17 protein-coding genes are annotated in these 20,045 nt (G+C 60.7%); 14 read left to right on the top strand and 3 right to left on the bottom strand.

Annotated elements, in window-relative coordinates; translation table 11 throughout:
* Positions 1–378 precede the first annotated feature (378 nt).
* The 6 genes from arcD (at position 379) to HU749_RS07535 (ending at position 6,087) form a co-directional block, all read left to right on the top strand.
* Positions 379–1,806 (top strand): arginine-ornithine antiporter, encoded by a 1,428-nt coding sequence (gene arcD, locus HU749_RS07560; protein WP_046065422.1) that lies wholly within the window; start codon positions 379–381, stop codon positions 1,804–1,806.
* 31 nt (positions 1,807–1,837) lie between these two features.
* Entirely contained in the window at positions 1,838–3,094 is a 1,257-nt protein-coding gene (arcA, locus tag HU749_RS07555; RefSeq protein ID WP_014336902.1) for an arginine deiminase, read from the top strand.
* An 84-nt stretch (positions 3,095–3,178) separates the two neighbouring features.
* Positions 3,179–4,189: an ornithine carbamoyltransferase gene (locus tag HU749_RS07550; protein WP_046065424.1), complete on the top strand. Its 1,011-nt coding sequence runs from the start codon at positions 3,179–3,181 to the stop codon at positions 4,187–4,189.
* A 166-nt stretch (positions 4,190–4,355) separates the two neighbouring features.
* Positions 4,356–5,285 carry a carbamate kinase gene (gene arcC, locus HU749_RS07545; protein ID WP_095974557.1) on the top strand — a complete coding sequence of 310 codons (930 nt, stop codon included), beginning with the start codon at positions 4,356–4,358 and terminating at the stop codon, positions 5,283–5,285.
* 65 nt (positions 5,286–5,350) lie between these two features.
* On the top strand, positions 5,351–5,710 hold the full coding sequence (locus tag HU749_RS07540; RefSeq protein WP_095974558.1) for a DUF5064 family protein: 360 nt from the start codon (positions 5,351–5,353) through the stop codon (positions 5,708–5,710).
* 200 nt (positions 5,711–5,910) lie between these two features.
* On the top strand, positions 5,911–6,087 hold the full coding sequence (locus HU749_RS07535; RefSeq protein ID WP_162843733.1) for a hypothetical protein: 177 nt from the start codon (positions 5,911–5,913) through the stop codon (positions 6,085–6,087).
* A 7-nt stretch (positions 6,088–6,094) separates the two neighbouring features.
* Here HU749_RS07535 and HU749_RS07530 read toward each other — a convergent pair whose 3' ends face one another.
* A complete protein-coding gene (locus HU749_RS07530) occupies positions 6,095–6,988 on the bottom strand; it encodes a helix-turn-helix domain-containing protein (RefSeq protein ID WP_014336898.1) in 894 nt (297 codons plus the stop codon).
* Positions 6,989–7,163: 175 nt separating this feature from the next.
* Here HU749_RS07530 and pobA point away from each other — a divergent pair, with 175 nt between their 5' ends.
* Positions 7,164–8,354, top strand: coding sequence for a 4-hydroxybenzoate 3-monooxygenase (pobA, locus tag HU749_RS07525; RefSeq protein WP_053186039.1), 1,191 nt, complete (start codon positions 7,164–7,166; stop codon positions 8,352–8,354).
* 69 nt (positions 8,355–8,423) lie between these two features.
* Positions 8,424–9,941 carry an MDR family MFS transporter gene (locus tag HU749_RS07520; protein ID WP_079303685.1) on the top strand — a complete coding sequence of 506 codons (1,518 nt, stop codon included), beginning with the start codon at positions 8,424–8,426 and terminating at the stop codon, positions 9,939–9,941.
* A 154-nt stretch (positions 9,942–10,095) separates the two neighbouring features.
* Here the strand turns inward: HU749_RS07520 and HU749_RS07515 are convergent, their stop codons facing one another.
* A complete protein-coding gene (locus HU749_RS07515) occupies positions 10,096–11,445 on the bottom strand; it encodes a spinster family MFS transporter (RefSeq protein WP_079303683.1) in 1,350 nt (449 codons plus the stop codon).
* Positions 11,446–11,796: 351 nt separating this feature from the next.
* Here HU749_RS07515 and HU749_RS07510 point away from each other — a divergent pair, with 351 nt between their 5' ends.
* Complete coding sequence (locus HU749_RS07510; protein ID WP_046065428.1) at positions 11,797–13,974, top strand: hypothetical protein; 2,178 nt, start codon at positions 11,797–11,799, stop codon at positions 13,972–13,974.
* A gap of 298 nt (positions 13,975–14,272) precedes the next feature.
* On the opposite strand, the gene HU749_RS07505 is transcribed toward HU749_RS07510, so the two are convergent.
* Complete coding sequence (locus HU749_RS07505) at positions 14,273–14,578, bottom strand: DUF2288 domain-containing protein (RefSeq protein ID WP_046065429.1); 306 nt, start codon at positions 14,576–14,578, stop codon at positions 14,273–14,275.
* A gap of 339 nt (positions 14,579–14,917) precedes the next feature.
* Here HU749_RS07505 and HU749_RS07500 point away from each other — a divergent pair, with 339 nt between their 5' ends.
* From HU749_RS07500 to HU749_RS07480, 5 genes are all read left to right on the top strand, one after another.
* Entirely contained in the window at positions 14,918–16,045 is a 1,128-nt protein-coding gene (locus tag HU749_RS07500; RefSeq protein WP_095974560.1) for a branched-chain amino acid ABC transporter substrate-binding protein, read from the top strand.
* Positions 16,046–16,275: 230 nt separating this feature from the next.
* On the top strand, positions 16,276–17,199 hold the full coding sequence (gene livH, locus HU749_RS07495; RefSeq protein ID WP_014336891.1) for a high-affinity branched-chain amino acid ABC transporter permease LivH: 924 nt from the start codon (positions 16,276–16,278) through the stop codon (positions 17,197–17,199).
* On the top strand, positions 17,196–18,452 hold the full coding sequence (locus HU749_RS07490) for a high-affinity branched-chain amino acid ABC transporter permease LivM (RefSeq protein WP_095974561.1): 1,257 nt from the start codon (positions 17,196–17,198) through the stop codon (positions 18,450–18,452). Before livH ends, HU749_RS07490 begins: the two co-directional genes overlap by 4 nt.
* Positions 18,449–19,216 carry a high-affinity branched-chain amino acid ABC transporter ATP-binding protein LivG gene (gene livG, locus HU749_RS07485; protein WP_046065432.1) on the top strand — a complete coding sequence of 256 codons (768 nt, stop codon included), beginning with the start codon at positions 18,449–18,451 and terminating at the stop codon, positions 19,214–19,216. The genes HU749_RS07490 and livG overlap by 4 nt, the downstream gene beginning before the upstream one ends.
* On the top strand, positions 19,217–19,918 hold the full coding sequence (locus tag HU749_RS07480; protein ID WP_014336889.1) for an ABC transporter ATP-binding protein: 702 nt from the start codon (positions 19,217–19,219) through the stop codon (positions 19,916–19,918).
* Positions 19,919–20,045: the final 127 nt, after the last annotated feature.

The raw sequence follows: 20,045 nt of genomic DNA, 5'->3' as shown, positions 1-20,045 counted from the left end.
TAAGTAAATAAAGCGACATAACGTTTTTGAATAACGTCACCCATAGAAAGTCCAAAGCCTTATGACTCGGCCATTCTCCAAGAGCGTAATTAAAAAGACCATGACGCCCGTTATTTTTTTGTCATGAATGCAGCCTACAAAATAGTTGCGACTCAACGAAAATCAACTAGCTTGAATAATCCTGCGGCAAGAAAACCTTCACAAACCCTTTGCCAAAGGCCCTGAAACGGGCCTTTCGAGCAACTTAAAGACGCCAACGGACGGTGTTAACTCCTTCATTAACAATGGAATGTTGTCATGCACTGATCCAGATCAGATATTCAACTTTCAAATCGACTTAGTCTGTTGACTCTCTTCTCCTGCACTGGAGTCTCGCAAATGTCTGATACGCCCGGAAAACTTCGATTGGGTGCGCTGGTTGCACTGGTGGTCGGCTCAATGATCGGCGGGGGAATCTTTTCCTTGCCACAAAACATGGCGGCCAGTGCCGATGTCGGTGCCGTGCTGATCGGCTGGGCGATTACCGCCGTCGGCATGCTGACCCTGGCCTTTGTGTTCCAGACCCTGGCCAACCGCAAACCCGATCTGGATGGCGGGGTGTATGCCTACGCCAAGGCCGGGTTCGGCGACTACATGGGTTTCTCATCCGCCTGGGGTTACTGGATCAGCGCCTGGCTGGGCAACGTCGGCTACTTCGTATTGTTGTTCAGCACCTTGGGCTACTTTTTCCCGATTTTTGGTGAAGGCAACACCGTCGCTGCGGTGATTGGCGCCTCGGTGTTGTTGTGGGCGGTGCATTGGCTGGTGCTGCGCGGTATCAAGGAAGCCGCGTTCATCAACCTGGTGACCACCGTCGCCAAGGTCGTGCCGCTGGTGCTGTTCGTGTTGATCGCGGTGTTCGCCTTCAAGCTCGAGATCTTCACCCGGGACATCTGGGGCACGATGAATCCGGACCTGGGCAGCGTGATGAACCAGGTGCGCAAGATGATGCTGGTCACCGTGTGGGTGTTCATCGGCATCGAGGGCGCGAGTATTTTTTCCGCCCGCGCCGAGAAACGCACCGACGTGGGCAAGGCCACCGTCATCGGCTTCATCACCGTATTGCTGTTCCTGGTGCTGGTGAACGTGCTGTCCCTGGGCATCATGACCCAGCCGGAACTGGCGAAGTTGCAGAACCCCTCCATGGCCGCCGTACTGGAGCATGTCGTCGGTCACTGGGGCGCGGTGCTGATCAGCGTCGGCCTGATCATCTCGCTGCTCGGCGCCCTGCTGTCCTGGGTGCTGCTGTGCGCCGAAATCATGTTCGCCGCCGCCAAAGACCACACCATGCCCGAGTTCCTGCGCCGGGAGAACGCCAACCACGTACCGGCCAACGCCCTGTGGCTGACCAACGCGATGGTCCAGGTGTTTTTGGTCATCACCCTGTTTTCGGCCAGCACTTACCTGTCACTGATCTATCTCGCCACCTCGATGATCCTGGTGCCGTACCTGTGGTCGGCGGCCTACGCCGTGTTGCTGGCGGTGCGCGGCGAGACCTACGAAGGCTTCGCGGCCGAGCGGCGCAAGGACCTGGCCATCGGCGCCATCGCCCTGATCTATGCGGTGTGGCTGCTGTATGCCGGCGGGATCAAGTACCTGCTGCTCTCCGCCCTGCTCTATGCCCCCGGCGCGATCCTGTTCGCCAAGGCCAAGCGCGAGCTGGGCAAACCGATTTTCACCTCTGTCGAGAAGCTGATTTTCGCCGCAGTGATCGCAGGCGCCCTGGTGGCGGCCTACGGGCTCTACGACGGCTTCCTGACCTTGTAGTTGGCTGATTGTTCTAACGGGAGGATTTGTAATGACCACGGAAAAAGTGAAATACGGCGTTCATTCCGAAGCCGGCAAACTACGTAAAGTCATGGTGTGTTCCCCAGGCCTGGCCCACCAGCGGCTGACCCCGAACAACTGCGACGAGCTGCTGTTCGACGATGTGATCTGGGTCAACCAAGCCAAGCGCGATCATTTCGATTTCGTCACCAAGATGCGCGAGCGTGACATCGACGTACTGGAAATGCACAACCTGCTGACCGACATCGTCGCCATCCCCGAAGCCCTGGACTGGATCCTGCAACGCAAGATCACCGCCAACTCGGTGGGCCTGGGCCTGGTGAATGAAGTCGGTTCGTGGCTGCGCAGCCTGGAGCCGCGCCATATCGCCGAATTCCTGATCGGCGGCGTCTCGGCCGATGACCTGCCGGACAGCTTCGGTGGCAAGACCATCCAGATGTTCCGCGACTTCCTCGGGCATTCCAGTTTCATCCTGCCGCCGCTGCCCAACACCCAGTTCACCCGCGACACCACTTGCTGGATCTACGGCGGCGTGACCCTGAACCCGATGTATTGGCCGGCGCGCCGCCAGGAAACCCTGCTGGCCAGCGCCATCTACAAATTCCACCCTGAGTTCACCCAGGCTGACTTCCAGATCTGGTACGGCGACCCGGACCAGGATCACGGCAACGCCACCCTCGAAGGCGGCGACGTGATGCCCATTGGCAACGGCGTGGTACTGATCGGCATGGGCGAACGTTCGTCCCGCCAGGCCATCGGCCAACTGGCGCTGAACCTGTTCAAGAACAAAGCCGTGGAGCGGGTGATCGTCGCCGGCTTGCCGAAATCCCGCGCCGCCATGCACCTGGACACCGTGTTCAGCTTCTGCGACCGCGACCTGGTCACGATTTTCCCGGAAGTGGTGAGCCAGATCGTCGCCTTCTCCCTGCGCCCTGACGAAAGCAAGCCCGGCGGCATCGACGTGCGCCGCGAGGACAGCAGCTTCCTCGACACCGTGGCCGCGGCCCTCAAGCTGCCGGCCCTGCGGGTGGTCGAAACCGGCGGCAACAGCTTCGCCGCCGAGCGCGAGCAATGGGACGACGGCAACAACGTGGTGGCCGTGGAACCGGGCGTGGTGATCGGCTACGACCGCAACACCTACACCAACACCCTGCTGCGCAAGGCCGGTGTGGAAGTCATCACCATCAGCGCCAGTGAGCTGGGCCGAGGCCGGGGCGGTGGTCACTGCATGACCTGCCCGATCATCCGCGACCCGATCGATTACTAACCTTTGAGCCTGGGCCGGCACTGCTCTGCATCCCACGGCAGAGACCGGCCCCGGGGATAACCTACACCTGAGGAGATCCACATCATGGCGTTCAACATGCGCAACCGCAGCCTGCTGAGTTTGATGCACCACACCCCTCGCGAGCTGCACTATTTGCTGGACCTGTCCCGAGACCTCAAGCGTGCCAAATACACCGGCACCGAGCGTCCACACCTGCAAGGCAAAAACATCGCGCTGATCTTCGAGAAAACCTCGACCCGCACCCGCTGCGCCTTCGAAGTCGCGGCCCATGACCAGGGCGCCCACGTCACCTACATCGACCCGGTGTCGTCACAGATCGGTCACAAGGAAAGCATGAAAGACACCGCCCGAGTGCTGGGGCGGATGTTCGACGCCATCGAGTACCGTGGCTTCGAACAGGAGATCGTCGAGGAACTGGCCAAGTTCGCCGGAGTGCCGGTGTTCAACGGCCTGACCGCCGAATTCCACCCCACCCAAATGATCGCCGACACTCTGACCATGCGCGAACACAGCGACAAGCCGCTGCATGACATCAGCTACGCCTACCTGGGCGACGCGCGCTACAACATGGGCAATTCGCTGCTGATGATCGGCGCCAAACTGGGCATGGACGTGCGCATCGGCGCGCCGAAAGCCTTGTGGCCGCATCAGGACTTCATCGACCAGTGCCAGGCCTTCGCCGCCGAAAGTGGCGCGCGCCTCACCATCACCGAAGACCCGAAGGAAGCCGTCAAGGGCGTGGACTTCATCCACACCGACATCTGGGTGTCCATGGGCGAGCCGGTGGAAGCCTGGGATGAGCGCATCGAGCAATTGCTGCCGTACCAGGTCAACGCGCAGATGATGAAGGCTTCGGGCAACCCGCGGGTGAAGTTCATGCACTGCCTGCCGGCGTTCCATAACAGCGAAACCAAGGTCGGCAAGGACATCGCCGCCCGTTATCCGAACCTGGCCAATGGTGTGGAAGTGACCGAAGAGGTCTTCGAATCCCCGGCCAACATCGCCTTCGAGCAAGCGGAAAACCGCATGCACACCATCAAGGCGATCCTGGTGTCGGCGTTGGCGGATATCTAAACACCGGCCCGATCCCATGTTGAAGTGCTCTTCACTGTGGGAGCGAGCTTGCTCGCGATAGCGGAGTATCAGTTGGCATTGATGTTGGTTGTGGCACCGCCATCGCGAGCAAGCTCGCTCCCACAGAGGACTGCATTGTTAGTTCCATTTTTGAAAGGACAGCACCATGCGTATCGTCGTTGCCCTGGGCGGTAACGCCCTCCTGCGTCGGGGTGAACCCATGACCGCAGACAATCAACGCATCAACATCCGCACCGCGACCGAACAGATCGCGAAAATCCACCCTGGCAACGAGCTGGTCATCGCCCACGGCAACGGCCCGCAGGTCGGCCTGCTGTCGTTGCAGGCGGCGGCCTACACCTCGGTCACGCCGTATCCGCTGGATGTGCTCGGCGCCGAAACCGAAGGCATGATCGGCTACATCATCGAACAGGAACTGGGCAATCTGCTGGACTTCGAAGTCCCCTTCGCCACGCTCCTGACCCAGGTGGAAGTGGATGGCAACGACCCGGCCTTCCAGAAGCCCAGCAAGCCCATCGGCCCGGTCTACAGCAAGAGCGAGGCGGAAAAGCTCGCGGCGGAGAAGGGCTGGTCCATCGCCCCCGACGGCGACAAATTCCGTCGCGTGGTCGCAAGCCCCAGGCCCAAGCGCATCTTTGAAATCCGCCCGATCAAATGGCTGCTGGAAAAAGGCAGCATCGTGATCTGTGCCGGCGGCGGCGGCATTCCAACGATGTACGACGCCGACGGCAAGCTGCAAGGCGTGGAAGCGGTGATCGACAAGGACCTGTGCTCGGCGCTGCTGGCCGAACAGCTGGAAAGCGATCTGCTGGTGATCGCCACCGACGTCAACGCCGCGTTCATCGATTTCGGCAAGCCGACCCAGAAAGCCATTGCCCAGGCCCACCCCGACGACATGGAAAAGCTCGGCTTCGCCGCCGGTTCCATGGGGCCGAAGGTCCAGGCGGCCTGCGAATTCGCGCGCAACACTGGCAAGGTCGCCGTGATCGGTTCACTCTCGGACATCGACGCGATCGTCCAGGGCAAGGCCGGCACCCGCATCAGCACGGCGACACCCGGCATCACTTATCGATAACAGGAAACTTGCGGGGCGGATCCAGGGTCTGCCCTACTCCCCATGCCTTCGAAGGAGAGTTGCTTATGGCCATGTTCGAACCCGGACACCTGCACATGGAGCGCCATGCGCTGAACAAGGACGATTTCAGCTACAACCTGTGCATCGACTACAAGGTCGATCAGGACGGCAAGGAGGGCACGGGCATGTCGTTCCGGGTGCATGGCACCATCGAGGACAAGCCCCTGGACGAGACGTTCTTCCTGGCCAAGGACCAGGCCTTCGACTTCGCCCGCCATGCCACGCGCATCGCCCAGAAATACGGCTTGCCCAAGACCGCCAGCATCGGCTCGATGCACAAGTACTACGACGAAATGTTCGAAGACGTGCGCAAGCAACTGGACGTCAAGCCAGGCGACCCGATGAAGCCAGAACACCTGGAATAAACCGGTTAAAAGACCACCCCAATCCCCTGTGGAACTGATCTGTGGGAGCAAGCCTTGCTCCCACAGGTCTGCTCCCCCAACAGGGGGTTATCAGTGTTCTGAATATCGGGTTACACACAAAGCCTGCCTGGCTGGCAACTCGCCATAGCTGACCTATGCTGAAAGTAGTACCCCCGGGTATTCGTTCAGAGGTCACCGCCATGAACATTAAAACAAGAAGACGCCTCGCCATTTTTGTCACCTGCGCCGCCACGCTAGCGCTGTATGGCACTGCGGCCTATCGGGTCGAGCAGGCCCGGCAACTGCCCCGTGAATACGCCAGTTGCAACTTCGAACGGTGCATCCCCCACAGCGCGACCCTGAACGCCCTGCGCTGAGGCGTGGTCAGTCGTCCTGTTGATCGGTCTTGAGCCGGTCGCGGAACGCCTTGGGCGAGATCCCGACGCGCCGGCGGAACAGCCGGGTGAAGTTGGTCGGGTCGGAAAACCCGAGCATTTCGGAAATCTCGTAGATGGTCATGCCGGTGTAGGTCAGCAGGCGCTTGGCTTCCAGCAACTGACGCTCATGCATGATCTGCAACGCCGGTTGCCCCGCCAGTTCCCGGCAGGTGCCGTTGAGGTGCGACACGGAAATACCCAGGCGATGGGCCAGGTCTTCGACCTTGACGTGCTCGCGATAGGTTTCTTCCACCAACTGAATGAACCCGTTGAGGTATTCCCGGGCCCGTTGCGGGCGCTGGGCCTGGGTGTGGCGCTGCATCACCTGGCGGCTGACCCAGACCATGATCACGCTGACCAGCGCATGCATCAGCATTTCCCGCGCCGGTTGATGCCCCACGTACTCATTCTGCAAGGCGCTGAACAGGCTATTGAGGTACTCGGCATTTTCAAGGGCGGGGTAGCTTTCGGCCTGGGCCAGGACGTTGACCGAGTGCCCCAGTTGCGCTTGCAGGTGCGTGACCAGCGGCGCGGCCAGGGTCACCACGTAACCTTCCACGTCCTCGGAAAAACGAAAGCCATGGACCGACAGCGGCGGCAGGATCTGCACGGCCGGTTCGGTGAGGTGCGTGCGCCGACCCTCGATTTCCAGTTCCGCCTGGCCCTTGAAGACAAACAACAACTGGCACAGATCGGCATGCCGATGGGGTTTGATTTCCCATTGATGCTCGCGGCTGCGCTTGGAGATGGTCTCGCAGTGCAACAGGTCCGGCGTCGGCCATTCCTGGCTCTCACCGTAGAGCTTGAACACCGGGATCGAAGGCAGGTCAGGTTTTTTCATAACGTGGATCCGGGCCTGGGGTTGCGGGCGATAATCGCACCAATTGGCGAAAAGAACAGGTATCGGCTCAGTTTTCCCCTTCAATTGACAGGTCCGCAAGCGAAAAATGTAGGCACTCGATTTCTAATAATCAACACCGACCCTGGTCGCGTGCTTCGTGCGAGTCATAAGAACAATGAAAACCCTCAAGACCCAAGTCGCTATTATCGGTGCCGGCCCCTCTGGCCTGTTGCTCGGCCAGTTGCTGCACAACGCCGGGATCGACACTGTCATCCTCGAACGCCAGACCCCGGAATACGTCCTGAGCCGCATCCGCGCCGGTGTGCTGGAGCAGGGCATGGTCGAACTGCTGCGCCAGGCTGGCGTCGGCCAGCGCATGGACGCCGAAGGCCTGCCCCATGACGGTTTTGAACTGGTGCTCAACGATCGGCGGGTGCACATCGACCTCAAGGGCCTGACCGGCGGTAAAAACGTCATGGTCTACGGCCAGACCGAGGTGACCCGTGACTTGATGGCCGCCCGCGAAGCCGCCGGCGCCCGGACCCTGTACCTGGCCAGCAATGCTCAACCCCACGACATGCAAACTGAAAACCCTTTCGTGACCTTCGAGCATGAAGGGGAAACCTGGCGCCTGGACTGCGACTACATTGCCGGTTGCGACGGTTTCCACGGCGTGGCGCGACAGTCAATTCCTGCGGAAAAGCTCAAGGTCTTCGAACGTGTCTACCCGTTTGGCTGGCTCGGCGTGCTGGCCGACACCCCGCCGGTCCACGAAGAACTGGTCTACGCTCGCCACGCACGCGGTTTTGCCTTGTGCAGCATGCGCTCCAAGACCCGCACCCGTTATTACCTGCAAGTGCCCGCCGAGGAACAAGTGGCCGACTGGCCGGACGAGCGCTTCTGGGATGAACTGAAAAACCGCCTGCCCGCCGACCTGGCCGAAGCCCTGGTGACCGGCCCGTCCATCGAGAAAAGCATCGCCCCGCTGCGCAGCTTCGTGGTCGAGCCGATGCAGTATGGGCGGATGTTCCTGGTGGGCGACGCGGCCCACATCGTTCCGCCCACCGGCGCCAAGGGGCTGAACCTGGCGGCCAGCGATGTCAGCACGCTGTTCAACATCCTGCTCAAGGTCTATCGCGACGGCCGTGTGGATCTGCTGGAGAAGTATTCGGCCATCTGCCTGCGGCGCGTCTGGAAAGCTGAACGGTTCTCCTGGTGGATGACCTCGATGCTGCATCGCTTCGACGACGATGCCTTCAACCAGCGCATCAGCGAAGCCGAGCTGGAATATTTCGTCGACTCCGAGGCCGGTCGCAAGACCATCGCGGAAAATTACGTCGGACTTCCTTACGAGGCTATCGAATAGTCGCCTATCGACTTAAACTGCGGGCTTCGTTCCATTCGCCGTCGTGGCGTGATGCCCGCAGGTTCTGTCGTGACTCAGCTCAATACCCTCCAAGCCCCGAAGCCGGCTATCCGCAGCGTGCTGGTGGCGCTGATGCTGGCGATTTTCCTGGGTGCGCTGGACCAGACCATCGTCGCCGTCTCGATGCCGGCCATCTCCGCACAGTTTGCCGACGTCAGCCTGCTGGCCTGGGTGATTTCCGGCTATATGGTCGCCATGACCGTGGCGGTGCCGATCTACGGCAAGCTCGGTGACCTCTACGGTCGCCGGCCGCTGATGCTGTTCGGCATGGGCCTGTTCACCCTGGCCTCGCTGTTCTGTGGCCTGGCCCAAAACATGGAGCAACTGGTGCTGGCGCGGATTTTCCAGGGCATCGGCGCCGGCGGGATGATTTCGGTGAGCCAGGCGATCATCGGCGACATCATTCCACCCCGCGAACGCGGTCGCTACCAGGGTTATTTCAGCAGTATGTACGCGGTGGCCAGCGTCGCCGGGCCGGTGCTCGGCGGCTACATGACCGAGTACCTGTCGTGGCGCTGGGTGTTCTGGATCAACCTGCCGCTGGGCCTGGTGGCCTGGTGGGTGGCCCGACGCAGCCTGGTCGGGCTGCCGGTGCCGCAACGCACGCCGATCATCGATTACCTGGGCACCGTGTTGCTGATCATTGGCCTGACGGCGCTGCTGCTGGGGATTACCCAGGTCGGCCAGGGTCATGCCTGGCACAGCCGTGAAGTGCTGGGGTTGCTGGGTTGCGCAGGAGCAGCGTTGGGGGTGTTCGCCTGGCACGAGCGCCGGGCCCGGGAGCCGTTGTTGCCGATGCACCTGTTCGCCAACCGCGATGCGGTGCTGTGTTGGTGCACGGTGTTCTTCACCAGCTTCCAGGCGATTTCCCTGACGGTGCTGGTGCCGTTGCGCTTCCAGAGCGTGACCGGCGCGGGCGCCGACAGTGCGGCGTTGCACTTGTTGCCGCTGGCGATAGGGCTGCCGATCGGCGCGTATTTCGCCGGCCGCCGGACCTCGGTCACGGGGCGCTACAAGCCGATGATCCTGAGCGGCGCCCTGCTCTTCCCGTTCACCATCCTCGGCATGGCCTTCACCCCGCCCGCCGCGCTCTGGCTGAGCAGCCTGTTCATGCTGCTCAGCGGCATCGCCTCCGGCATGCAGTTTCCCACTTCGCTGGTGGGTGCGCAGAACGCCGTACACCAACAGGACATCGGCGTCGCCACCAGCACCACCAACCTGTTCCGCTCCCTTGGCGGCGCGGTGGGCGTGGCACTGATGTCGGCGTTGCTGCTGGCCTTGCTGCAGGACTCAAGCTTCGCCCAGCTTGCCAGCACGTCGCTGATCGGCGAAGGGCATTCCGGCAACGTCTTGCTGGACGGCCTGAACGCCGCCCCAGGCGAGGCGCAGAACGCCTTGCGCCAGGAATTGCAGGCGACGTTCCGGCATTTGCTGGTGATCAGCGCGGCAGTGTCGCTGTTGGGGTTGGCCGCGGCGCTGGCGATGCCCAATCGCCTGTTGCGTGGGCGAGATGAAAAGGCTGGATAACCTGTAACACACGGCCTTTGTGGCGAGGGAGCTTGCTCCCGCTCGGTTGCGCAGCGACCGCAACATTTTTGGGGCCGCTTCGCGCTGGAGCGCCAGCCCGGCCCAGCGGGAGCAAGCTCCCTCGCCACAAAAGCATCATTGCCACAAAATCTCTTTAGGCCGTCGCCACGACACCTTCGGGCACCACCACCGCGCTCATCCCGTCCTTCATCCGTTTGGCATCGCGCACAAAACAACGTGACGCCAAAAACAGGAACACCATGGTCAGGAACAACGCCACCGGGATCAGGTACATGGCGTCATGCAGGCCGATGGCCTTGAACGCTTCGGTCATCTGGTCGACCCCGGCCGCGGCCATGGCCGTGCGGGCGAAGTAGTCGGACAAAGCGCCCACCACCACCGGCCCCAGGCCGCCTCCGAGCAAGTACAGCCCGGCAAAGTACAACGCCATCGCCGTGGCGCGCAGGCGCGGCTCCACCACATCCTGGATCGCGGTGTAGACGCAGGTGTAAAAGTTATAGGCAAACAGCCAGCCGACGCTGAACACCGCCACGAACACGCCGATCTCAATGCGCCCGGCATGCAGGGCCCAGGCCGTGGTGACCGTCGAGATCGCCAGGCTGAACGCTGCGAACAGCAGGCGGCCGTTGGGCACGCGCTGGTGGATCTTGTCCGCGACCCAGCCGCCAAGGGTGAGTCCGAACAACCCCGTCACACCCACCATGATCCCGGTCGCCACGGCCGCCTCGTGCAGCGGCATCAGGAAATAACGCTGCAGCATCGGCACCAGGAAGGAGTTGCAGGCATAAGTGGCGAAGTTGAAGCACAACCCGGCCAGCACCAGCCACAGGAAAGTGGGAATCGCCAACACTCGACGGATCGGCCGGTCGATCTTTTCCTGGGACACCTGCACGGCTTCCGCCGCGCCGCGCTTGGGCTCCTTGATGAAGAACATGAACACCGCCAGTACCAGGCCTGGCACTGCCGCGATAAAGAACGGCGCGCGCCAGCTGTCGAACGCCTTGACCATCGCCCCGATGGTGAAGAACGCCAGCAGCAAGCCAATCGGCAGGCCCAACATGAAGATGCCCATGGCCCGCGCCCGGCGATGGGCCGGGAACAGATCGCCGATCAGTGAGTTGGCCGCCGGCGCATAACTCGCCTCGCCGATCCCCACGCCCATGCGCACCACCAGGAACGCCCAGAAACTGCCCACCAGGCCGTTGACCGCCGTCAGCGCGCTCCAGGTCGCCAGGCCCCAGCCCATCAACTTGCTGCGCGAACCGGTATCGGCCATGCGTCCCAATGGCAACCCGGCAATGGCGTAGACGATGGTGAAGGCGGTGCCGATGATGCCGATCTGGAAGTCGCTGAGGCTCCACTCCATGCGGATCGGCTCGATGATGATCGCCGGGATGGTGCGGTCGAAGAAGTTGAACAGGTTGGCCAGGAACAGCAGGAACAGAATGCGCCAGGCATTCGCCGCTTGGGTCGAGTTCTGCATGGGTCCGTCTCTTTTATTGTTATGGAGCATTAGCGGAATCTGCAATCTAGACAGCGGCGCGCAGGCTGTCTCCAATCATTCGCAAGGCTGATACCCACCCATGGCGAGCGGCGCGTTTCTTGATAACGGTCAATTTCCTGTAACAATTGCCATCATTTCGCCCATTCCTGATTAAAGATCATCTTCCGGTGGCCGATTCAACCTATCAGGAAAGAATCTCTCGAGCGGCGCTCAGGCTATAGCCCTGGACGCTCGGGCCGACCTTCGCGCCATCCACGGACGCGAGCTCCCATCCGCGATGGTTCGATGACAGCGCTCGTCGAACCAACCAGTTCAGGCATATGGCGCACAATGACTTCCAAAAAAACAGCCACTGCGGTATCCGATCTGACCCTGAGCCCGGCCGCCAACGGCCCTGAAGTCTCGAAACCATCGAGCAGCTCGCGTCCCCTCTCGACTCAGCAGTATCTGTATTTCACCGAAACCAACACCGACCGGATCCTCGACAACCTCGATGGCCTGCGCGACGCGGTGTTCCCGCGACCACCCCATCTGGTAGAGGACGAGAGCGACCGCGCCCAGCAGGAGTTCCCGTCGGTGTGCCTGATCGGCCTGGGGCGCTGCGGCTCCAACATCGCCCTGGACGTCGCGGAGCTGGTGTACAACGCCCGCAAGTTCTACCTCAACGAATTCAACGCCGAAGACAAGGCCTACAGCGACAAGGGCTACAGCCCCGCGCAGTGGATCCGCAACAACCTGCGCCTGGGCACCAGCAAGGCCAGCAAACCGGTGTTCCTGGTGGAACCGCTGGTGATGCTCGGCGACCTGGACAAGGACATCGCCGGGCGTATCCGTTTCTCGCGCAAGGGCGAGAAGAGCGGCTTTTTGCGCGACTACAGCAAAATGAAGATCATGGACCTCTCGGAAGTCCATGCCGGTGGCGCCGGTAACGCGCCGATCCTGGGCCAGTACCTGGCCAAGATCATCCTGAACAAGGACACCCAGCGCTTCTCCAGCCCCGACTGGAAAATGATCCACTCGTACCTGATCGACAGCTGCGGCATCAAGGCCAACCAGTCGCGCCTGTACTTCTCGATCTTCAGCGCCGGCGGCGGTACCGGTTCAGGCATGGCCTCGGAGTTCGGCCTGGCCCAGCAATACTCGTACATGAACAAGACGTTCGACACCAAGCCGATGGACGAACACGACAGCAAGAGCGGTCATTCCTTCGTCTTCGAACCGATTTTCACCAGCGGCATCTGTGTGCTGCCGAACATTTCCGACCACCGCAGCGAAATGTCCGAGGCGTTGCACATCAACGCCGGACGCCTGCTGTGCAAGTACCTGTCGGAAGAATGGGATTTCTCGTACAACTTCGCCAACGAAGACAGCAGCGAAGCCAGCGTCATGGGGCGTATCCGCCCCTGGAACGCGATGATGCTGATCTCCAACGACATCATGCGCTACGCCGAAGAAAGCGATGACGGCAACATCCAGAACATTGATGTCAATGCCATGGAGAAACACGCCAACCAGTACATCTCCCAGCAGATCTTCAACATCCTGACGGCCCAGGCGGTCACCACCGACTACGACCAGAACTACTTCCGCCGTGCCGGCATCGACATTGGCGAAACCATTCGCCTGGACGCCAACGACCTGTTCATGAGCCTGGCCGGCCCGGTGGCAATTGCCTACGCCGAGTCCGTCGTCCCGGAAACCCCGGCGCCGAGCGGCGACAAGTTCAAGGTGTTCGAGAAAGAGCCGCCACGCCTGAACATCGACGACCTGTTCTTCCGCTCCATCGACCTGCCGCACTTCAACAAGGTCACCCAGGCCATCGAAGGCATCAGCCTGTTGCCGATCGAATCCAAGCGCTACCGGGCATCGCTTGAGCAGTACAAGAATTCCGGCTACGACGCAGCCGCCCTGCATGACCTGCACTTCTTCAAGAACTGCTCGTCGGTGGTGTCCATCGTTTCCTTGCCCAAGGACTACAAGCTGTCCTACATGGACCTGAACCGGCTCAAGACCCACCTCAACAGCCTGTTCCCCAACACCACCCTCAAGCGCTACGCGTTGGTGATCGGCGCGTCGGCCAACTTGTCGCTGACCACCCTGATCGCCAAGAGCCCGTGCCTGTCGGATGATTTCCTGACCCTGATCGTGGCCTTCATCAAACGCTGCTTCGCCCGCACCCCGTACCGCTTCGACGACACCCTGGACAACTCGATCCTGGACTTCATCATCAATGAAGACTTCGACGAAGAACGGATCGACGACCTGCTCAACGAATTCGAAAACCCGGCGAAGATCCTCGACACCAACTGGTACGCGATCAAGCCGATGTACGAGAAGAAGTATCGCGAGCTGATCAACGACAAGGACAAGTTCGTCTCGATCAACGACATCCGCCTGTCCCGCGACTGCGTGAAGAAATCCATCAAGTACCTGCGTGAGATCTACCGTCACCGCATTGGCAAGACCAAGGTTATTTCGCTGAATAACCATACTGGCAAGAGTTACTGAGGCTGGCGCAGCACCGCGTTGCCCCTTTCGCGAGCAAGCCCGCTCCCACAGTGGACCGCATTCTTTCTGAAGAAACGCGGTCCACTGTGGGAGCGGGCTTGCTCGCGAAGGCGGCCTTGAATACACCACCGAGACAACATCCAGAAACAATTGAGCAGCCCCAAGGCTGCTCCATAAACTGTTCCCGTTACGTATACGTCACCCTCCCCTGTGGCGTTTCGCCACGGCAGGACGCCATCACGCTACTCACCTACACACTTTCAGCGGACAAAAAACACGAACCAACTTGGTGCATCGATCAGTTCGACGCCCTTTCCTGGATCATAATCCAGGGCGAAACCACCACCGCCCAAAGCTGCGGATCGCGTTCCAGAAAATCCAGCGCCCGCGTTTCAGACAGCTTGGCGAGCTGCTCGGCGGCCAGCCAGGCGGCGACTTTGGTACCTTCGTCCTGGGCAACAGCCTCGGCGGCGGCGATCAAATCCAGTGCCGGATCGACCCACAATAGGGCACCCTTGGCAAAGAACGGCTCCAGCTCTTTCCAGGTAATGGATGCGGTTTCACCAAGCAGCTTGGCATAGAGGGTGCTAGGTTCTTGATTCATGGGACCTGTCCGGAAAAGAAATCGGCGCGAATGATAACGTCGGTGGTCTGGCAGAAAAACCCGGTAGCAATTGCAGTACCGATTGAAAATCCCAGGAAAGCCAAGGATTGCCGATTTGACCGGACAAACCCCGCCGCTATTCTGTCTTTTTCTTTCAATTAAGCGACACCCCCAGGTTTTGCCCCCAAGCGCCAGCTTCCCTTGCCAACAATCGGCGCTCTACACTGTACCGGTACAGTTGCCGGGGGCATTTTCCGCGAGGGTATCCAAGATATCTGACCCGGTTCTGCTGCTACGGCGCCAGGACTATAAAAACTACAACAGCATGAGTGGAGCACTATGACTAAGGCTACTAAGCAGATTTCCAAACTGTTTGCCGCTATGGTTCTGGCCGGGGTTGCCAGCCATTCGTTTGCCGCCGACACCATCAAGATCGGCATCGCCGGCCCGAAGACCGGCCCTGTAGCCCAATACGGCGACATGCAGTTCAGCGGCGCGAAAATGGCCATCGAACAGATCAACGCCAAGGGCGGCGTCGACGGCAAGCAACTCGTCGCCGTTGAATACGATGACGCCTGTGATCCAAAACAAGCGGTCGCGGTCGCGAACAAAGTCGTCAACGACGGCATCAAGTTCGTGGTCGGCCACCTGTGCTCCAGCTCCACCCAGCCCGCTTCGGACATCTACGAAGACGAAGGCGTGATCATGATCACCCCGGCCGCTACCAGCCCGGACATCACCGCTCGCGGCTACAAGATGATCTTCCGCACCATCGGCCTGGACAGCGCCCAAGGCCCTGCGGCCGGCAACTACATCGCCGACCACGTCAAGCCGAAGATCGTTGCGGTCCTGCACGACAAGCAGCAGTACGGTGAAGGCATCGCCAGCGCCGTGAAGAAAACCCTCGAAGACAAAGGCGTCAAGGTTGCCGTCTTCGAAGGCGTGAACGCCGGCGACAAAGACTTCTCCTCGATGATCGCCAAGCTCAAGCAAGCCAACGTCGACTTCGTCTACTACGGCGGCTACCACCCAGAGCTGGGCCTGATCCTGCGTCAATCCCAGGAAAAAGGCCTGAAGGCCAAGTTCATGGGTCCGGAAGGCGTGGGTAACGACTCCATCTCGCAGATCGCCAAGGAATCTTCCGAAGGCTTGCTGGTAACCCTGCCGAAATCTTTCGACCAGGACCCTGCCAACATCGCCCTGGCTGACGCCTTCAAGGCCAAGAAAGAAGACCCGAGCGGTCCGTTCGTGTTCCCGTCCTACTCCGCAGTGACCGTGATCGCCGACGCTATCAAGGCTGCCAAGAGCGAAGACGCAGGCAAAGTGGCTGAAGCCATCCACGCCGGCACCTTCAAGACGCCAACCGGTGACCTGAGCTTCGACGAGAAAGGCGACCTGAAAGACTTCAAGTTCGTGGTCTACGAGTGGCATTTCGGCAAACCTAAAACCGAAGCTTCGCCTCAGTAAGGCCTGGCCTGACTGACTGCCAATAAAGCCCACGGCGTGCCGTGGGCTTTGTTTTAAATGTATTGGGCCGCGCTGGCGTGATCCGCCAGTCTCCCCACCTGAAAATCTCAAAACCGTCATCAGCGGTTCGCTGGCAAACCTCGTGTTCGAAGTGGATGCAGATCCACGGGACTCGGGCGGGAAAATGACTCCACCAGTGAAATGCGTATCAGGTTTTTAGGAGCGCTGTAATGCCTGACATCTATCACTTCTTCCAGCAGCTGGTTAACGGCCTGACCGTTGGCAGCACCTATGCCCTGATCGCCATCGGCTATACGATGGTTTACGGCATCATTGGAATGATCAACTTCGCCCACGGCGAGGTGTACATGATCGGCTCCTACGTGGCGTTCATCGCCATCGCCGGGCTGGCCATGATGGGACTCGACAGTGTCCCGCTGTTGATGACCGCGGCTTTCATCGCGAGCATCGTCGTCACCAGTTCCTATGGCTACAGCATCGAACGGATAGCCTACCGCCCCCTGCGCGGCAGCAACCGTCTGATCCCGCTGATTTCCGCCATCGGCATGTCGATTTTCCTGCAGAACACGGTACTGCTTTCGCAAGACTCCAAGGACAAATCCATACCCAACCTGATTCCGGGCAACTTTGCCATCGGACCAGGCGGGGCACATGAAGTGCTGATTTCCTACATGCAAATCGTGGTGTTCGTGGTGACCCTGGTCGCCATGCTCGGCCTGACGCTGTTCATCTCCCGTTCCCGCCTGGGCCGCGCCTGCCGCGCCTGTGCAGAGGACATCAAGATGGCCAACCTGCTGGGCATCAACACCAACAACATCATCGCCCTGACCTTCGTCATCGGTGCGGCCCTGGCGGCCATCGCCGCGGTGCTGTTGAGCATGCAATACGGCGTGATCAACCCCAACGCCGGCTTCCTCGTCGGCCTGAAAGCCTTCACCGCCGCGGTACTGGGCGGTATCGGCAGCATTCCCGGCGCGATGCTCGGCGGGCTGGTGCTGGGCGTGGCGGAAGCCTTTGGCGCCGACATCTTCGGCGACCAGTACAAGGACGTCGTGGCATTCGGCTTGTTGGTTCTGGTTCTGTTGTTCCGGCCGACCGGCATCCTGGGCCGCCCGGAGGTTGAAAAAGTATGACTAGGCATCTCAAATCGGCGCTCTTCAGCGCCCTGCTGGTCTGGGCCGTGGCCTACCCGGTACTGGGTCTTAAACTGACCATCGTCGGCATCAACCTGGAAGTGCATGGCACCAGCCCGGCCATCCTGGCGACCATCGCCGTGTGTTCGCTGCTGATGTTCGTGCGAGTGCTGTTCAGCACGCAGATCAGCGCCATGTGGAAGTCCTCGCCCGGCCTGCCGGTGATCCCGGCCAAGGCCAGCAACTTCCTGACCCTGCCATCGACCCAGCGCTGGATCGTGCTAGGCCTGATCGTCGTGGCCCTGGTGTGGCCGTTCTTCGGCTCTCGCGGCGCGGTGGACATCGCCACGCTGATCCTGATCTACGTGATGCTCGGCCTGGGCCTGAACATCGTCGTAGGCCTGGCCGGCCTGCTGGACCTGGGTTACGTCGGCTTCTACGCCGTCGGCGCCTACAGCTATGCGCTGCTGTCCCACTACTTCGGCCTGAGCTTCTGGATCTGCCTGCCGATCGCCGGGATGATGGCCGCCACCTTCGGTTTCCTGCTGGGCTTCCCGGTCCTGCGCTTGCGCGGTGACTACCTGGCCATCGTGACCCTGGGTTTTGGCGAGATCATCCGTCTGTTCCTGCGCAACCTGACCGACATCACCGGTGGCCCGAACGGCATCAGCAACATCGAGAAACCGACGTTCTTCGGCCTGACCTTCGAACGTAAAGCCGCCGAAGGCCTGCAGACCTTCCACGAGTACTTCGGCCTGGAATACAACTCGATCAACAAGGTGATCTTCCTCTACCTGGTTGCGCTGTTGCTGGCCCTGGCCGCGCTGTTCGTCATCAACCGCCTGCTGCGCATGCCGATCGGCCGCGCCTGGGAGGCATTGCGTGAAGACGAAATCGCCTGCCGTGCGCTGGGTCTCAACCCGACGATCATCAAGCTGTCGGCCTTCACCCTCGGTGCTGCGTTCGCCGGTTTTGCCGGCAGTTTCTTTGCCGCTCGCCAAGGCCTGGTGACACCGGAATCCTTCACCTTCATCGAGTCGGCGATCATCCTCGCCATCGTGGTACTGGGCGGGATGGGCTCGCAGTTGGGCGTGATCCTGGCGGCCATCGTGATGATCCTGCTGCCCGAAATGATGCGTGAATTCAGCGAATACCGCATGTTGATGTTCGGCGCCTTGATGGTGCTGATGATGATCTGGCGTCCTCAAGGTCTGCTGCCGATGCAACGCCCTCACATGGAGCTGCGCAAATGAGCCGCGAGATCCTGAAAGTCGAAAACTTGAGCATGCGCTTCGGCGGTCTGCTGGCGGTCAATGGTGTGGCCCTGACCGTGAAAGAAAAACAGGTCGTTGCGCTGATCGGACCTAACGGCGCGGGCAAGACCACCGTGTTCAACTGCCTGACCGGCTTCTACCAGCCCACTGGCGGCACCATCGTGCTGGACGGCGAGCCGATCCAGGGCCTGCCCGGCCACCAGATCGCCCGCAAGGGTGTGGTGCGCACCTTCCAGAACGTGCGGCTGTTCAAGGACATGACGGCGGTCGAAAACCTGCTGATCGCCCAGCATCGTCACCTGAACACCAACTTCTTTGCCGGTCTGTTCAAGACCCCGGCGTTCCGCAAAAGCGAACGCGAGGCCATGGAGTACGCCGAGTACTGGCTGGAGAAGGTCAACCTCAAGGAGTTCGCCAACCGTACCGCCGGGACCCTGGCCTACGGTCAGCAACGGCGTCTGGAAATCGCCCGCTGCATGATGACCCGTCCGCGGATCCTCATGCTCGACGAGCCGGCTGCCGGCCTGAACCCCAAGGAAACCGAAGACCTGAAAGCCCTGATCGGCGTGCTGCGCGAGGAGCACAACGTCACCGTGCTGCTGATCGAGCACGACATGAAGCTGGTCATGAGCATTTCCGACCACATCGTCGTGATCAACCAGGGCACCCCCCTGGCCGACGGCTCGCCGGAACAGATCCGCGACAATCCTGAAGTGATCAAAGCCTACCTGGGGGAAGCGTAAATGCTGCAATTCGAAAACGTTTCCACCTTCTACGGCAAGATCCAGGCCCTGCACAGCGTCAACGTCGAGGTCCGCCAGGGCGAAATCGTCACGCTGATCGGTGCCAACGGCGCCGGCAAATCCACCCTGCTGATGACGCTCTGCGGTTCGCCCCAGGCCCACAGCGGCAGCATCCGCTACATGGGTGAGGAGTTGGTGGGCCAGGACTCGTCGCACATCATGCGCAAGAGCATCGCGGTGGTGCCGGAAGGCCGTCGGGTATTTGCCCGACTGACCGTGGAAGAGAACCTCGCCATGGGCGGATTCTTCACCGACAAGGGCGACTTTCAGGAACAAATGGACAAGGTCCTGCACCTTTTCCCACGCCTGAAAGAACGCTTTACCCAGCGCGGCGGCACCATGTCCGGCGGCGAACAGCAAATGCTCGCCATCGGCCGTGCGCTGATGAGCAAGCCCAAGCTGCTGCTGCTCGACGAGCCTTCCCTGGGCCTGGCACCGATCATCATCCAGCAGATCTTCGACATCATCGAACAACTGCGCAAGGACGGCGTGACGGTGTTCCTGGTGGAGCAGAACGCCAACCAGGCGCTGAAAATCGCCGACCGGGCGTACGTGCTGGAGAACGGTCGCGTGGTGATGCAAGGCACCGGTGAAGCCCTGCTGACCGACCCGAAAGTGCGCGAGGCGTACCTGGGCGGTTGAGTCTGCAGCATTAAAAAAACGGCCTTCGGGCCGTTTTTTTTTGAGGTAAGCAAAAAAAATCGAGGACCCGCTGTAACACTTCCCTATCCCCCTTCTCTAGTTCAGCAGACCGGCGCTAACGCCGGTT

Origin of the sequence: Pseudomonas ogarae (assembly GCF_014268695.2) — a bacterium.
In the GTDB taxonomy this organism is placed as follows: domain Bacteria; phylum Pseudomonadota; class Gammaproteobacteria; order Pseudomonadales; family Pseudomonadaceae; genus Aquipseudomonas; species Aquipseudomonas kilonensis.
Note: the sequence above shows the minus strand (reverse complement) of the source record. Positions and strands in the feature narration are given on the sequence as shown.